Annotated in this window: 16 protein-coding genes and 1 tRNA gene; 16 read left to right on the forward strand and 1 reads right to left on the reverse strand. The window is 73.7% G+C overall.

Annotated features, from left to right (window positions below):
- Nucleotides 1-10: 10 nt before the first annotated feature.
- The 15 genes from AB0N04_RS14385 (at nucleotide 11) to AB0N04_RS14455 (ending at nucleotide 12761) form a co-directional block, all read left to right on the forward strand.
- Nucleotides 11-1027 carry a DUF2637 domain-containing protein gene (locus tag AB0N04_RS14385; protein WP_360212676.1) on the forward strand — a complete coding sequence of 339 codons (1017 nt, stop codon included), beginning with the start codon at nucleotides 11-13 and terminating at the stop codon, nucleotides 1025-1027.
- Nucleotides 1024-1380 (forward strand): hypothetical protein, encoded by a 357-nt coding sequence (locus AB0N04_RS14390; protein WP_360212674.1) that lies wholly within the window; start codon nucleotides 1024-1026, stop codon nucleotides 1378-1380. The genes AB0N04_RS14385 and AB0N04_RS14390 overlap by 4 nt, the downstream gene beginning before the upstream one ends.
- Before the next feature lie 3 nt (nucleotides 1381-1383).
- The gene (locus AB0N04_RS14395) at nucleotides 1384-1764 is read left to right on the forward strand and encodes an RRQRL motif-containing zinc-binding protein (protein ID WP_360212672.1); all 381 of its coding nucleotides are present in this window, start codon (nucleotides 1384-1386) and stop codon (nucleotides 1762-1764) included.
- Between the two features lie 51 nt (nucleotides 1765-1815).
- Nucleotides 1816-2238: an RNase adapter RapZ gene (locus AB0N04_RS14400; protein WP_360212670.1), complete on the forward strand. Its 423-nt coding sequence runs from the start codon at nucleotides 1816-1818 to the stop codon at nucleotides 2236-2238.
- Between the two features lie 818 nt (nucleotides 2239-3056).
- On the forward strand, nucleotides 3057-4082 hold the full coding sequence (locus AB0N04_RS14405) for a hypothetical protein (protein WP_363364335.1): 1026 nt from the start codon (nucleotides 3057-3059) through the stop codon (nucleotides 4080-4082).
- Between the two features lie 92 nt (nucleotides 4083-4174).
- Complete coding sequence (locus AB0N04_RS14410) at nucleotides 4175-6427, forward strand: hypothetical protein (protein ID WP_363364338.1); 2253 nt, start codon at nucleotides 4175-4177, stop codon at nucleotides 6425-6427.
- Between the two features lie 259 nt (nucleotides 6428-6686).
- Nucleotides 6687-6872, forward strand: a complete 186-nt coding sequence (locus AB0N04_RS14415; protein ID WP_360211306.1) for a hypothetical protein — start codon at nucleotides 6687-6689, stop codon at nucleotides 6870-6872.
- Between the two features lie 13 nt (nucleotides 6873-6885).
- Nucleotides 6886-7089, forward strand: coding sequence for a hypothetical protein (locus AB0N04_RS14420; protein ID WP_360211304.1), 204 nt, complete (start codon nucleotides 6886-6888; stop codon nucleotides 7087-7089).
- Entirely contained in the window at nucleotides 7086-7370 is a 285-nt protein-coding gene (locus AB0N04_RS14425; RefSeq protein WP_360211302.1) for a hypothetical protein, read from the forward strand. Before AB0N04_RS14420 ends, AB0N04_RS14425 begins: the two co-directional genes overlap by 4 nt.
- Nucleotides 7371-7451: 81 nt before the next feature.
- Nucleotides 7452-8348: a DNA cytosine methyltransferase gene (locus AB0N04_RS14430; RefSeq protein WP_360211300.1), complete on the forward strand. Its 897-nt coding sequence runs from the start codon at nucleotides 7452-7454 to the stop codon at nucleotides 8346-8348.
- A gap of 14 nt (nucleotides 8349-8362) precedes the next feature.
- On the forward strand, nucleotides 8363-8560 hold the full coding sequence (locus tag AB0N04_RS14435) for a hypothetical protein (RefSeq protein ID WP_360211298.1): 198 nt from the start codon (nucleotides 8363-8365) through the stop codon (nucleotides 8558-8560).
- 83 nt (nucleotides 8561-8643) lie between these two features.
- Nucleotides 8644-9498, forward strand: a complete 855-nt coding sequence (locus tag AB0N04_RS14440) for a bifunctional DNA primase/polymerase (protein ID WP_360211296.1) — start codon at nucleotides 8644-8646, stop codon at nucleotides 9496-9498.
- 2 nt (nucleotides 9499-9500) lie between these two features.
- The gene (locus tag AB0N04_RS14445) at nucleotides 9501-10976 is read left to right on the forward strand and encodes an ATP-binding protein (RefSeq protein WP_360211294.1); all 1476 of its coding nucleotides are present in this window, start codon (nucleotides 9501-9503) and stop codon (nucleotides 10974-10976) included.
- A gap of 412 nt (nucleotides 10977-11388) precedes the next feature.
- Complete coding sequence (locus AB0N04_RS14450) at nucleotides 11389-11607, forward strand: helix-turn-helix domain-containing protein (protein WP_363364355.1); 219 nt, start codon at nucleotides 11389-11391, stop codon at nucleotides 11605-11607.
- Nucleotides 11607-12761, forward strand: a complete 1155-nt coding sequence (locus AB0N04_RS14455; RefSeq protein WP_360211290.1) for a site-specific integrase — start codon at nucleotides 11607-11609, stop codon at nucleotides 12759-12761. Before AB0N04_RS14450 ends, AB0N04_RS14455 begins: the two co-directional genes overlap by 1 nt.
- A gap of 88 nt (nucleotides 12762-12849) precedes the next feature.
- Here the strand turns inward: AB0N04_RS14455 and AB0N04_RS14460 are convergent.
- Nucleotides 12850-12923 (reverse strand) — tRNA-Thr (locus AB0N04_RS14460).
- 283 nt (nucleotides 12924-13206) lie between these two features.
- Between AB0N04_RS14460 and ugpC the strand changes: the two genes are divergently transcribed.
- The gene (gene ugpC / locus AB0N04_RS14465) at nucleotides 13207-14298 is read left to right on the forward strand and encodes a sn-glycerol-3-phosphate ABC transporter ATP-binding protein UgpC (protein ID WP_360211288.1); all 1092 of its coding nucleotides are present in this window, start codon (nucleotides 13207-13209) and stop codon (nucleotides 14296-14298) included.
- Nucleotides 14299-14373: the final 75 nt, after the last annotated feature.

Consider the following 14373-nt stretch of genomic DNA (forward strand, 5'->3'; position numbering starts at 1 on the left):
GAAGGCGCCGATGAGCCGCGACCAGATTCGGTCCGCGGAACGGGCGCTGGCGGTGGGGACGTGGACGATCACGCTGGGCGCGGTCCTCTACAGCGTGCTCACGGTGACCCCGCTGATGTCCCACCACACCCCCGACGGCTGGGAGTGGACGGCGCCGATCCTGCCGCTCGTCGTGGATGCGGCGGTGGTGATCGTGGTCCGGATGGACAGCACCTTGGCCCGCCTGGGCGGCGACGGCGGCCGGTGGCCGGTCGTGCTGCGCTGGATGACCGGCGCCATGACGGTGCTGCTCAACGTGGGTCAGTCCGCTCTGGACCGGGATCGGGTCGGGGTGGCGGTCCACGCGGTGGCGCCGCTGCTGCTGATCGTCACGGCGGAGACGTCGCTGGCCTACCGGCGGGCGATCGCCGCCGCGCTGGCCGCCCGTGAGGCCCGTGAGCGCGATGAGCGGGCCGAGCGCGAGCGACGTGCCGAAGAGCGCCGCCGGCAGGAACGCGCGGACCGTCTGGCCGAGTACGACCGGGCCGAGCGTGAGCGCCGTGAGCACGATGCCCGGATGGCCCGTGAGCACGATGAGCGGGTCGCGCGCATGGCCCGCGAGGACCGCGAGGAACAGGCCCGCCGGGTTGCCGCCGAGCGCGAGGAACAGCAGCGCCAGCAGGACGAGGAGCGGGCCGAGCGTGAGCGCCGTGAGCGCGAGGTGAGCGAGCGTGAGCGCCGTGAGCGTGAGCGTGAGCAGAGCACCGAGCAGGACGTGGAGCGGCTGCGACAGAAGCTCCTGACCGCACCCGCGGCGGCTGAGCGCCTGCCCGAAGCGGATGCCCGGATGACCGTGCTGAACGCCTTCACGCTCAGCATCCCGCAGCGCCGCGCGGTCGAGCTGACCGGCTGGTCCGCCGGGTGGGTCGCCGCCCGCTACCAGGAACTCCGCTCCGCCCGCTACCAGGAACTCGCCACGGCACACCAGGAGCGCCCCGCCCTGCAGGCCGTCCCCACCACCGACACCACCGAGGAGCAGGCATCGTGACCACCAGCACCGACACCCGCCCCACCGCCGCCGACCAGATCACCGCTGCCGGCGCGCTGTTGTCTCTCCTGAGCGCCCACTCGGCGCTGCCCACCGTGACGGCCGAGCTGCAGTACCTGCGAGTGCCTGGCACGCACGACTTCATGTGGGGGGTGGAAGTCGCCTTGCACAACGGCCTCGACCACTTCGAGCAGTGGCGCCAGGCCCTCGACATCGACCCGGCCGCCCTCGACCACGACACCGCCGTGTCCGGCACCCTCGCCTGGCTCACCGCCACCACCACCTACAGCGGTGTCCCGGTGAAGCTGATCGGCTTCTACTACCAGCCCGAACCCTCCACCCCCGGGCTCTGAGCCGTGGCCCGGCCCCGCTTCTGGGACCCGGAGGGCCGCCGGCACGGGGGCACCCCCACCTATCCGTGGAGGATGGCCCCGGCCAGCCTGCTCACCCGCCGACAGCTGCGTGCCCGGGGCCTGCGCCCGGGCGGGCAGGACGTCGCCGCGCAGATCATGTGGCGCTCCCGCCGCTCGAAGTCGGGCGTGCGGGTCGCCTACCTCTACCGCCTCACCCTCGCCGCGCCCGTGCGCCCCATGACCCCGGGGCGCTGGCGGGCGCTGGCCGCCGCGAACACGGCCCGCCGCACCTGCCCCGTCTGCGGCACGGATGCCGGCTACGTGCTCCCCGCGCACCTGGGCACCTGCCTGCCCTGCGCCGAGCCCGCCGCCCTCGCGGCCTAACCCCACCCCCTTGAGCTGCTCTCCCGCCACCTGAGCATGGAGGCCCCTGTCATGTCCGTGACCGAAATCCGTGTGATCTCGTTCGGCTACCTGCACGGCCCCGCCCCGGAGTCCGCGCACCTCACCCTCGACCTGCGCCGCCACTTCCGTGACCCGCACGTCGACCCCGCCCTGCGCCACATGACCGCCTATGACCTGCCCGTCCGCGCCGCGGTCCTCGCCACCCCGGGCATTCAGGAGGTCATCGCCGCCACCGCCGCGCTGGCCGACGCCTACGACTTCGGCCCCGCGGACGCCCCGCTGACCGTGGCGGTCGGGTGCGCAGGTGGTCGCCACCGTGCCGCCACGGTGGCCCGCATCCTCGCCCGACGCCTCGGCAAGGCCGGCGTCCCCGTCCAGCTGACCCACCGTGACCTCGCCCGGCCCGTGGTCGAGCGCACCGCCACCGGCGACGCCGTCGCCACCCGCCCGTGACCCAGACTGGAGGTACCGGCATGCCCGACACGCTCGCCCCAGCCACCACGCCCGGGGCAGTCGTCGAACCGCCCTTCCCGCAGCCCCCTGCCCCCACCGCGCCGCAGCGTCCGGCGCCGGACAGCACGGCGCCGCGCACGACGGCGCGCCTGGCCCACACCCGCGGCGGCCTGCCGGCCGTGCCGCTGGCCGTGGCCACCGGGAACTCCGCGGTCGCCGCCGTGAGCGCGGCCGCGCTGGCGGGCGGGCCCGCGGTGTGGGTCGCCCTCGCAGGCGGCACCGCCGCAGCCGCCGGGGCCGCGGCCGTGCGGGCCCGACGCAACCGCCAGCGCCGCGGCCAGAACACCCGCCACACCAACCGCCAATCCGGCGCCAACCTCGGCTCCAGCGGGGGCGGTTCGTACGGTCGGATGCCGGGCCTGTCCGGGGCGGGCGGGCGGCGTCCGGCGCCGTCCGGTGGACTGCTGGGCGGTGTCCCGGCCGGCCGCGGCCACCAGTCCCGCGCGGTCGGGCACCCTGGCGCGGCTGCCGGGCACCACCCGGCCGGCGGCCCGACTCGTCCGGACCAGCACGGCAGGCCCGGTGCCCACCCGACGCCCGGCGGCACCACGGCGGGCACGCACCGCCGGGCCGCAATCAGCACGGGTGCCCGGTCCGGTGTCGGCCCGGGGTCCGGCACCGGGTACGGAGGCCGCCAGGGTGCGGGTGGTCGGGTGCCGGGCGCCGGGGCGGTGTCGGCGGCTGGGGTGCGGGCGGCGCAGGTGCGCGCGGCCCGGGCCGAGAGGACCGAGGCGGGGCCGTCGCGGCGGGATCGGCGGGTGCAGGACACCGCGGCCCGCCGCGGCGTCGGCGACACCCGCCGCGCCGCCCGCCAGGCCGCCCGCGACGACAAGCGCGCCGCCAAGACCGCCGCTCGGCAGCAGCGGGCGGGCACACAGGGTTCCGGGCCTGCGGTGTCGTCGTCCGGTCCGGCCGCCCGCAGTGCCCGGGAGACCGCCCGGCAGGCCCGGCGTCAGGCTCGGCAGGAGCGGCGGGCGGCCCGTCGGCAGCTGCGGGACGTCCGGGCCGACGATCGGGTGCGGGAGCGGCGCATCGCCCGGCGCCGGGCCGTCGCCGCCCGCGGGGCCCGCCGCCGTCTTCGCCGCTCCGCCGCCCGCTACTGGGCCCGGTGGGCCGCTGCGGCGCTGCTGGCCGGAGCGGTCGGCCTGGTCGGCGCCGTCACGACCCCGATCGGCCGGCACCTGGGCCTGCCCTGGCTGATGCACCCCGGTCGCAGGCTGTTCGCCCGGCTGGTCGGCGCCGCCGCCGCGGCCCGCGAGGAGCGGGACCAGGCCATCGCCGCCGACCTGGAGACGGACCTGCAGGCCGCCGAAACCCTCGACCAGGCCGACGAGGCGGACCCTGGCGCGGTCGAGGACACCGTGCCCCGGGCCCCGCGCAACCACAACGCCACCGACATCGACAGCACCACGACCACGGGAGTGCCCATGGAAAACGTCGCCTCGTTCAGCTTCGCCTCCGTCGCCGCGGAGATGGAGGTCATGGCCGCCACCTTCGACCCCGACGGGATGATGCAGGTCCTGGCCATGGTCGAGGAGCTGCCCGACGCCCTCGCGAGCATCGCCAACGTCTTCAAGATTCTCTCCGAGCGGTGCGACGCGGAGTTCCCGCTCGACCCGCAGGTCGGCATGGCCCTGCAGGAGATCTACATGTTCCTGCAGCTCGCCGTCGGCGCCGCTAGCGAGGCCGGCCCCGCGTTCCGCCAGGCCCACGAGGGCGACATCCGCCGCCACGAGGACCCCCGCAACGGCGAAGACAAGTGGGACACCACCAACAACCAGTAACAGCAGCGCAGTTCAGCGACACATCCACCCTTGTTCGGGGCGGGCCGCACACCGTGCGACCCGCCCCGGCCCGTCCCTGGAGACGAACACCCGTGGTCGAGAACCTGAACCTGACCAACCTGCCCACCGACCCCACACCGCCGTCCGCGGCCCGCACCGACAAGCCCAAGACCCCCAAGCCCAGCCGAGCCGGGCAGGGGGTGCCGTTGGACTGGGCGGCGCCGCACGGCCCGATCACCGGCGCCGTGTCCGCGGCGACCGGCGCCGGAGCCATCGCCCTGCTCGGCGCTGCGACCGGCATGCCCGAGGCACTGCCGCTGGCGGTCGGGGCGGCCGGAGCGATCGGTCACGGCGTCGGCTGGAGTGTCCACCGGCGCCTGACCGCGATGACCGTCGTCACCCGCGCCGCGTCCTGGCTGCTCGCCGGTGGCTGGACCACCTGGGCCATCCACACCGGCCCCCTGTCCTGGGCCGCGGCTGGGACGCTCGCCGGGCTCGGCGTCGGGATCGGCGCGATGGCCTCCACCGCCGCCGTCCACGAAGAGGCCGCGGAGGAGGAGCGCCTCGCCCTCACGCCGCAGGCGAGCCGGGCCGCCGACGCGCTCGACCAGCGCCGCCGCACCATCGCCCGCGAGTGGGAGGACCGCATCCAGCGCGTCGCGGGCGTGCAGGGCCGGGTGTTCGCGGTCGAGTTCTGGACCACCGGCGGCGGGTTCTCCCTCGCGGTCGAGCTGCCCGGCGGGACGGCGACGTGGGACCAGATCGCCGCCAAGGCGCGGGCCCTGGCGGGCGACGCGAAGCTCCCGCTGGGCTGCGTCATCGCGGTCGAGGAGGGCGACATCCAGGGCCGGGTGGTGCTGGACGTGCCGACCGTCAACGGCATGGCGACCATCCACGACTACCCCGCCGACTACAGTCCCCTGTCGATCCTGACCGGCATCCCCTGGGGCCTGCTGCCCAACCAGGACCCCGTCACCGTCTACCTGCGGGAGGCGTGCGCGCTGCTGCTCGGCCCGCCCGGATCCGGCAAATCCACCCTGGTCGACGGCGTCATCACCGGCTTCGCCCGATGCACCGACGTCGTCACCTGGGTCATCGACCTGAAAGCGGGGGCGGTGGGCATCCCGTGGATGCGCCCGTGGCTGGAGGCCACCGGCCGCAAAGCCCCGAAGGCAGGCACCGAAGCGGCGCCCGCCGGCACCCGCCCGGGCGTCGACTGGATCGCCTCCACCCCGGACGAGGCCCTGCGGATGATGACCGCGGTCCTGCGGATCAACGCCGCCCGCCAGCAGCACTACCAGGACCTGCTGGACCGCGAGGACACCACGCTGCTGCCCGTCTCCGCGGCACTGCCGCAGATCATGGTCGTCATCGACGAAGGCGCCGAGCTGCTGTCCGTCCATCCCACCGCCCCGAAGGTCCTGAAAGACCTGCGGGAGGCCGTCCGCAAGGCGATGCGCACCACCCGCGCCATGGGCGAACGGTTCGTGCTGACCGCCGTCGACGGCAACGTGTCCGCGCTCGGCGACACCGAAGTGCGCAAGTTCTCCCCTGTCGGGGTGGCGCTCACCAGCGGGGAGAGCGCCGGGAACAACCTGGCCAAAATGTTTCCGCGGGCCCGGGTCGACACCCGGCAGCTCAACGCCAAGGGCGCCGGTGTCATCGGCGCTGCCGGCGCTGACGGTTTCGCCCCGACCCCGTTCAAGACCTGGCGGACCAGCCCCAGCCAGGTCCGGGCCGCGGTCCTCGCCACCAACGACACCCGCCCCGCCCTCGACGCCGTGTCCGCCCAGGCCGCCGGGGAGGACTACGCCCACCGCTGGGACACCGACCGCGCCGGATGGCTCTGGGCCAACCCGGACAGCGCGAGCACAGGCCCGACCCCGGCCGCGGAGCCGGCCGCGGCGGCCGAGCGCCCCGCCGGCGGGCTCAGCCTCTCGTTCAGCAAGGGCCCGGCCGACCTCGCGGCCGCCCGGGAGTGGTTCCTGAAGGACCGCCAGCACGGCGGCGGGCTCAACCTCTCCCGCACCACGCCCGCGCCCGCGCCCGCCGCGGACCCGTTCGACGACTCGAGCGTCTACGAGCCCGCCGTCGACCCCGCGCCGGAACTGCTCGTGCGCGCTCACGGTGCGATCACCGCCGACGGCGGGGACCGGATGTCCACCGCCGACCTCGCCGCCGCGCTCGGCGCCGACGCCCACACCCTCGGGTCCGAGCTCGGCGCTCTCCTGCGTGCGGTGGGGGTCGAGCGGCCCGGCGCAGGCACCGTCCGCATCGACGGCGCCAGCAAGTCCGGCTTCTACGCGGCGACCCTCGCCGACGCCCTCACCCGCTACCGCCAGTAGCCGACCGGGGTCACCCACCCCCACACGCCGGCCCCACACACCCCCACACACGGCCGTGTGGCCCCACACAGACGCGTGTGGGGGCGTGTGGGGCCCTGACCTGCCCGTGTGGGGCTGTGTGGGGCCAACAACCAGCCCCACACAACCCCCGCCCCGGGCCCCGAAACCGGGGCCCGGCCCCACACAGCCCCACACGCGTGTGCCACCCACACGCCTCACGACGCTCCGTCACCGACATGCACGGAAAGGGACCGCCGCCATGGCCGTCACGATCAGCCTGACCGTCCTGCTCGCCGTCATCGCCATCCTCCTCGTGAAGGCGAAGAGGACCAGCCTCGGCACCGCCGTCATCGTCTGGCTGTCCGGCTTCACGGTGGCCTCCACCGGACTCGCCGACCCGGTCAACACCGCACTGGCCGCGATCACGAACCTGTTCCACCACTGACCGGCCGACCGCCATGACCGCCCCCGCCGCGATCCGCCCGCTCGCCGCCGTCCACCTGCGCGAGGCCCTCACCGCCGCCGCCAACGGCCAGGGCCCCGCCGCCCTGGCCGCGCTCATGCACATCGACCCCCAGTCCTGGACCGCGATCGAGCAGCGCGCCGCCCTGCTCGGAACCGACCTGTTCACCCTCCTCACCCACACCGGAGGAACCCCGTGAGCACCACCACCGACGCACTCACCACCGCCGCCCTCCTCGCCCCCGGCATGGCCCTGTCCGCCGCAGTGCTCATCTCCCAGCGCCGCGGCCGCGCCGAATCCGCCGCCGTCCTGCGGGTCCTCGCCGACTCCGCCGCCCAACGCGCCGCCAACGCCGCCAACGCCGCCAACGCCGCCCCGCCCGACGGCGGCGAACCCACCCCCGCCCCCACGGCCGACGCCCCGGCCCGACTCGCCACCGTCCTGCAGTTCCCCGAGGGGCGGGTGCGCCGTGCTGCCTGACAGCACCCCGCGCCGGCGGGCGGTCGATCTGTTCGCCGGGTCGGCGGCCTCGACCTGCCCGCCCGCGCGCTCGGCATCCAGGTGACCGGGATCGAGAAGTGCCCGGACGCGTGCGCCACCCGCCGCGCCGCCGGACTGGCCACGATCGAGGACGACGTACGCAACCACAACGCCACCGACTTCCCCGACGCGGAGCTGTTGCTCGGCGGACCGCCCTGCCAGCCGTTCTCCGCGGCCGGCACCGGCGCCGGACGCCGGGCCCTGGGCGACATCGAAGCCCTCGCCCACCGACTCGCCGCCCGCCAGGCCGTCGCCCGCCACGGCCACGACGGCGTGGACGACCTGATCCGCCTCGTCCTCGAACCGCTCCGGTGGGCGCTGGACGCCCTGGACGCCGGACGGCCGTTCCAGGCGATCGTGCTGGAACAGGTCCCGGCCGTCCTGCCCGTCTGGAACACCTACGCCGCGATCCTGCGCGCCGAGGGCTACAACGCGGTGGCGGGCGTCGTGCGGGCCGAGCAGTACGGCGTCCCGCAGACCCGCAAGCGTGCCGTCCTCATCGCCCGCCTCACCCGCGCCGCCGACCTGCCAGCCCCCACCCACCGGCCCTACACCAAGGGCACGCCCCGCGCCGCCGGCGACCCGCACCTGTCGCCGTGGACGACCATGGCCGACGTCCTGCCCCAGCGCGGCGAGTTCACCGTCGTCTCCAACTACGGCACCGGCGGCGACCCGGCCAAGCGCGGCCGCCGCACCTCCGGCGAGCCGTCCGCCACCGTGACCGGCAAGGTCTCCCGCGTCCGCGTGCTCGCCGACGACGGCACCGAGTCCCGCTTCACCTGGGCCGAAGCCGGCGCCCTGCAGTCCTTCCCGCCGGACCACCCGTGGACCGGCCGCGACATCGGCCAGCAGATCGGCAACGCCGTCCCGCCCCGCCTCGCCCACCACCTCATCACCGCCGCCATCAGCGGCTCCTGACGAAAGGCCCACCCGTGTACGACTACGACCTCGACGACCACGGCTACGACGAGTACGGCCCCGAGGACACCGGGGACTGGACGCCCGGTGAGTGCGACGGCTGCACCGGCGGCGAGCCCGTCGAAACCCCGCTCGGGTTCATCTACTGCGCCTGTCAGATCGGGCAGGGCGCCGACCCCGAGCACTGCGTGTGCGGGCCCGACCAGGACTGACTTCGCTCGGAGCGGCCGGCCATCCCAGCAAGGCACCCGGCCACTCCGGCTCCCCCGCCCATCGAGACGAGGAGAACCCCAGCATGACCCAACTGAGCGACGTTCAGGGAGAACACCTGCCCGCCGCCCTCGCCCTGGCGGACTCCGGCGTGCCCGTGCTGCCGCTGCGGGCCGGGAAGCTGCCGTTCGGGAACTGCCGCGCCTGCGCGGACAACGCCTGCGGCGGCCGGCCGAACATGAAGACGGCCGGGCCCTGCGCCTGCCCGGCCCCGTGCCACGGCTGGGCCGCCGCCACCACCGACCCCGACGTCCTCACCTCACCCGCATGGGCCCGGGCATGGCGTGAGGCCGCGGCGGTGGCCTACCACCCCGGCGGTGCCGGCCTGACCGTCGTCGACCTCGACAACCCGGCCGCCATCGCCTGGGCCCGCGCGACCCTGCCCACTGCCCGGACCGTGCCCACCACCCGGGGCGAGCACTGGATCTACCGCGGCGTCATGCCCTCCGCCAACGCGGTGAGGCCCGGCGTGGACATCAAGTCGGCCATGGCCTACGCCCGGTGGCTCGGCCCCGGCACCGGCACCGCCACCGCCCTGCCGGACGTCGTCCGCGCCCTGATCGTGAAGGCGCCCGTCCCGGCCCGGCCGGTGGCCGTCACCGTGCCCGCACCCGCCGGCGGCGGACGGTGCCCCCATCGCACCCCGGCCTACCTCACCCGCGGCATCGCCATGGCCGAGCAGCGCATCACCGAAGCCGCCACCGGGGTGCACAACACGGTGTTCGCGACGTTCCTTGCGGTGCTGTCGACGCACGGCCGGTGCGGGTGCCTGAGCGAGGTGCACACCGCGCGGCTGTTCGCCGCGGCGCAGGCCCGAGGTGAGTCGCCCCGGCACTGCGCCGACGCGTGGGCCAACGCACTGACCAGGCTGGGGATGTAGCCGTGGCCAAGGACGAGAAGCCGCCCGCACGGGAGGTCATCGCCGACTACGCCCGGGACCACTTTCGGTACTTCCGCACCGTCGACGGCGCCGTATACGCCCAGCGCATCGGCCACCCGGTGGCCCGGCCGATCCGCTCCCAGGGCACCACGGGCAGCCACCGTCAGGAGCTCATGGCCGGCCTGTACCGGGACGGGCGCGGCGTCTTCAACGGCACCGCCATCAAGGAGGCGTTGGACTTGATCGAAGCACTCGCACTGACTGAGGACGTGCAGCCCGTCCACATCCGGGTCGCCCCCGGCTTCGACGGGGCCACCTGGCTCGACCTCGGCCGCGCCGACGGCAAGTCCGTGCGCATCCACCCCACCGGCTGGGACATCACCATCCCCGACCCGCGGGAGGTCTGCTGGCGGCGCACCCAGCTCACCGGCGAACTCCCCCTGCCCGCCAAGGACACCGACGGCAAGGGCATCGACCTCCTCCTGCGCCTGACGAACTTCGCCGACGCGGCCACCTCGTGCCTGGCCCTCGCCTGGCTCATCGGCTGCCTCTCGCCGGGCGTGCCCGTCCCAGCGCCCTTCCTCACCGGCCCCCAGGGCGCGGGCAAGTCCACCGGCGGCCGGATGCTCGTGCGGATCATCGAGGGCATGAGCGGTGACCTGCGCCGGGCCCCGAAGGGCGAGGAAGACCTGATCGCCGCGGTCGCCGCCGGGTGGGTCACCGCCCTCGACAACCTGAGCCACATGACCCCGGACCTCTCCGACGCCATGTGCTGCATCGTCACCGGCGCCGAGAGCGTCAAGCGCGCCCTGTTCACGGACGGGGACGTGCACCGCTCCGCCTACCGCCGGCCCCTGCTGCTGACCGGCATCGACGTCGGCGTCATCCGCCCCGACCTCGCCGAACGACTCCTGCCCCTGCGGCTGGAACGCCCCCAGATCCGGCGCACCGAAGCAGAACTGTGGGCCGAGTACGCGGACGTGCTGCCCGTCGTCCTCGGGTCCCTGCTCGACCTCACGGTCACCGTCCGCGCCGCCCAGGCAGAGACCCCCACCGACCTGCGCATGGCCGACTTCGCGCACCTGTGCGCCCAGCTCGACGCCGCGACCCACCTCGGGGCGCTGGCCGCCTACCGGGCCAGCCTCGACGACCTCAACGACGACGTGATCGAAGGCGATCTCCTCGCGCAGACCGTCCTCAAGCACGCCGAGACCATCGCCCCGGGCCAGGCGCAGCGCATGTCGTCCACGGACTGGCTGCAGTGCCTCAGCCGCCTCTACGCGGGCGACGACCTGCGGCCCGTGCCCAAGAGCTGGCCGACCACCGGCAAGGTCCTCTCCGACCGGCTCAAGCGGCTCCAGCCCACGCTTGCGGCCCGGGGGGTCCTCATCGACTCCGGCCGTACGAAGGAAAGCCGCTACCTCGAAATGGCCCGCCCGGCCGCCCCCGCCCCGCACGAACAGCCCCGCCTGTACTGACCGCACCGGACAAGCAAGAAGAGCACCCGGCTCCGTCCGCGCCGCACGGGTGCTCCTCTTGCTGTTCGGCGAAGCCGCCCAAGAATCGCGCCGCGCAGCGGCTCCCCATTCACGCCCTGAGGCGCACCTAACTACAACAACAGCCCCTCTCTTTTCCTAAGTAGGAAGACGCTGCGTCACCTGCGTCACGCGGGCCAGAAAACAGCCCCTGACCTGGGCCGAAACCGGTGACGCAGACGACGGCCGCTGCGTCATCCTGCGTCACCCGCGTCACCCGATGACACAGCCCATGACGCAGCGATGACGCAGCCCCCAACCACCGCGTCACGCAAAGCCGCAGGTCACAGGCCCGAATGACGCAGATGACGCGATGACGCAGAAATCCCCACCTAGGACAACCACGCACCGCGAGATGCCACCCGCCACCGCCCAGGGAGCCCACGTGAGCGCTATCCCGCCCCTCGCTCTGGAAGTCCCGGAGGTCATGGAGGCCCTGCGCATGAGCCGCAGCAAGGTCTACGACCTCATCCGTTCCAAGAAGCTCGACAGCTTCACGGAGGGCCGCCTCCGCCGCATCCCTGTCTCCGCTCTGCACGACTACCTGCGCACCAAGATGGAGGAGTCCGCCTGATGGCGAAGAAGCGCAACCCCAACGGCGCCGGCACCGTGACCCTGCGCAAGGACGGCCGCTACCAGGCCGCCGTCTACGTCCCCCAGCCCGACGGCACCCGGGCCCGCAAGTTCGTCTACGGCAAGACCTGGACGGAGTGCGACAAGAAGCGCCAGGACCTCGTCCTGCGCGACCGGCAGGGCATCCCGACCCCCACCCGGTCGGCCAAGCTCGCCGAGTGGCTCCCCTACTGGCTGGAGCACTTCATCGCGCCGCACCGCAAGCGGACGACGTACGACAAGTACGAGATGCACATCCGGCTCCACCTGGTGCCAGTGCTGGGCTCCAAGAGCCTGGAGAAGCTCGGCACCGCCGACGTCCGCCGACTCATCAGCACCGTGACCAAGAAGGTCTCGACGGCCACCGCCAAGGAATCCCACCTGGTGCTCCGCACGGCCCTCTCCGCCGCGGTGCGGGACGAACTGATCACCCGCAACGTCGCCAAGCTCGTTCAAGCCCCCCGAGTGGAGTACCGCGTGACCAAGCCCTGGAGCCTCGACGACACGCTCGTCTTCCTGGAGGGAGCCCGGCGCGACCCGATGTACGCCGCGTTCGTCCTCGCCGTGGCGCTCGGTCTGCGGCGCGGGGAGATCCTCGGGCTGCACTGGTCGGACGTCGACCTGGAGAACCGCACCCTGACCGTTCGGCACCAGCTCCAGCGCGTGGACGGCGTGCTGTACCAGGACAGCCCGAAGTCCCGGCGCATGCGGGTCATCCCGCTGCCCATGATGTGCATCGCTCCGCTTCGCTGGCAGCGGCTGCGGCAGGCCGAGCAGCGCCGCCAGCGGATGGAGGTTGGGAAGGACTGGCCGGACTCCGGCTACGTCTTCACCACGGCGACCGGCCAGCCGATCGAGCCGCGCAACCTCACCCGCTCGTTCGCCCGGGTGTCGAAGACCGAGTCGCTGCCGCCGATCCGGCTGCACGACGCCCGGCACGGCTGCGCAACGCTGCTGTCCGCCGCCGGCGTGGCGCCCCGGGACCTCATGGCGATCCTCGGGCACAGCCAGATCGCCGTCACGATGGAGGTCTACACGCACGTGGTGCAGGAGAAGCAGCGGGAGGCGATGAGGCACATGGACCGCCTGCTGAAGCGGCGCCGCAAGACCGACTGATGTCATCCGGAGATGTCAGAACGCCCCGGGCCGATCATGGCCCGGGGCGTTCTGCGTTCTGCGACCCTCTGACCTGGGCCGGAAGCTGAGCCCCCTGTCGGGTTCGAACCGACGACCCCCGCTTTACAAGAGCGGTGCTCTGGCCAGCTGAGCTAAGGAGGCACGGTGGCCGTCCGCGATGGATCACGGCGGCACCGGGGGCAGTCTACCGGGCCCGGGTGGTGGGGTGGGGGGATATCCGGGGGTCGGCGGGGTGGGTGGGCGTGATGGAACCGATGCCGAAATCGGGCGGGACGGGGGCTGACAAGCGGCGCGGGCGCAGGTAGCGTCGCCGGGAGTCGGCCTGCGCAGTGGTTCAGACCACCGGGTGGGCGGACGGAGACGAACCAACCCCCCTTTACTCGGATCGTCCGGCACGTTCCTGCCGGTGAAGGAGAGAACGACCATGGCTTCTGTCACGTACGACAAGGCGACCCGGATCTACCCCGGTGCCAAGGACCCGTCGGTGGCGGCGCTGGACCTGGAGATCGCGGACGGCGAGTTCCTCGTGCTCGTCGGCCCGTCGGGCTGCGGCAAGTCGACCAGCCTGCGCATGCTGGCCGGCCTGGAGGACGTCAACAGCGGCGCGATCCGGATCGGCGACCGGGACGTCACGCACCTGCCGCCGAAGGACCGGGACATCGCGATGGTGTTCCAGAACTACGCGCTGTACCCGCACATGACGGTCGCGGAGAACATGGGCTTCGCGCTCAAGATCGCCGGCGTGAACAAGTCGGAGATCCGCACCAAGGTCGAGGAGGCCGCGAAGATCCTCGACCTCACCGAGTACCTGGACCGCAAGCCGAAGGCGCTGTCGGGCGGTCAGCGCCAGCGCGTCGCGATGGGCCGCGCGATCGTGCGCCAGCCGCAGGTCTTCCTGATGGACGAGCCGCTGTCGAACCTGGACGCCAAGCTCCGCGTGTCGACCCGCACCCAGATCGCCGGCCTGCAGCGCCGCCTGGGCATCACCACGGTGTACGTCACCCACGACCAGACCGAGGCGCTCACCATGGGCGACCGGGTCGCGGTGCTCAAGGGCGGCGTGCTGCAGCAGGTCGACTCCCCGCGGAACATGTACGACCGGCCCGCCAACCTGTTCGTGGCCGGCTTCATCGGCTCGCCGGCGATGAACCTGGTCGAGGTCCCGCTGGTGGACGGCGGCGTGAAGTTCGGCGGCTCGGTGGTCAACGTCTCGCGTGACGACCTGGCCGGCGCCGGTTCCGACAAGACGGTGACCGTCGGCATCCGCCCGGAGCACTTCGAGATCGTCCCGGCGGGCGGCATCGAGGGCGTCGCGGTGACGGTGAACGTGGTCGAGGAGCTCGGCTCGGACGGCTTCGTCTACGGCACCACCAAGATCGGCGGCGAGGACAAGGAGCTGGTCGTCCGCGTGCACGGCCGGCAGATCCCGGCCCGCGGCGAGACGATCCACGTCGTGCCGATCGCCGACGAGACCCACGTGTTCTCCACCAGCACGGGCGCCCGCCTGAGCAGCTGACGGGGCGGCCCGGGTGCGCCCGGGCACACCTCCGTGCGGAGCCCGTCGGACCTGCCCCGGTCCGACGGGCTCCGT

This window comes from Kitasatospora sp. NPDC051702, from assembly GCF_040681575.1.
GTDB lineage: Bacteria > Actinomycetota > Actinomycetes > Streptomycetales > Streptomycetaceae > Kitasatospora.

What these genes read in the sequence shown, in the direction of transcription:
- AB0N04_RS14385 (WP_360212676.1), top strand. Translation starts at nt 11, where the DNA reads ATGAGCCGCGACCAGATTCGGTCCGCGGAACGGGCGCTGGCGGTGGGG.
- AB0N04_RS14400 (WP_360212670.1), top strand. Translation starts at nt 1,816, where the DNA reads ATGTCCGTGACCGAAATCCGTGTGATCTCGTTCGGCTACCTGCACGGC.
- AB0N04_RS14415 (WP_360211306.1), top strand. Translation starts at nt 6,687, where the DNA reads ATGGCCGTCACGATCAGCCTGACCGTCCTGCTCGCCGTCATCGCCATC.
- AB0N04_RS14420 (WP_360211304.1), top strand. Translation starts at nt 6,886, where the DNA reads ATGACCGCCCCCGCCGCGATCCGCCCGCTCGCCGCCGTCCACCTGCGC.
- AB0N04_RS14440 (WP_360211296.1), top strand. Translation starts at nt 8,644, where the DNA reads ATGACCCAACTGAGCGACGTTCAGGGAGAACACCTGCCCGCCGCCCTC.
- AB0N04_RS14450 (WP_363364355.1), top strand. Translation starts at nt 11,389, where the DNA reads ATGCCACCCGCCACCGCCCAGGGAGCCCACGTGAGCGCTATCCCGCCC.
- AB0N04_RS14455 (WP_360211290.1), top strand. Translation starts at nt 11,607, where the DNA reads ATGGCGAAGAAGCGCAACCCCAACGGCGCCGGCACCGTGACCCTGCGC.
- ugpC (WP_360211288.1), top strand. Translation starts at nt 13,207, where the DNA reads ATGGCTTCTGTCACGTACGACAAGGCGACCCGGATCTACCCCGGTGCC.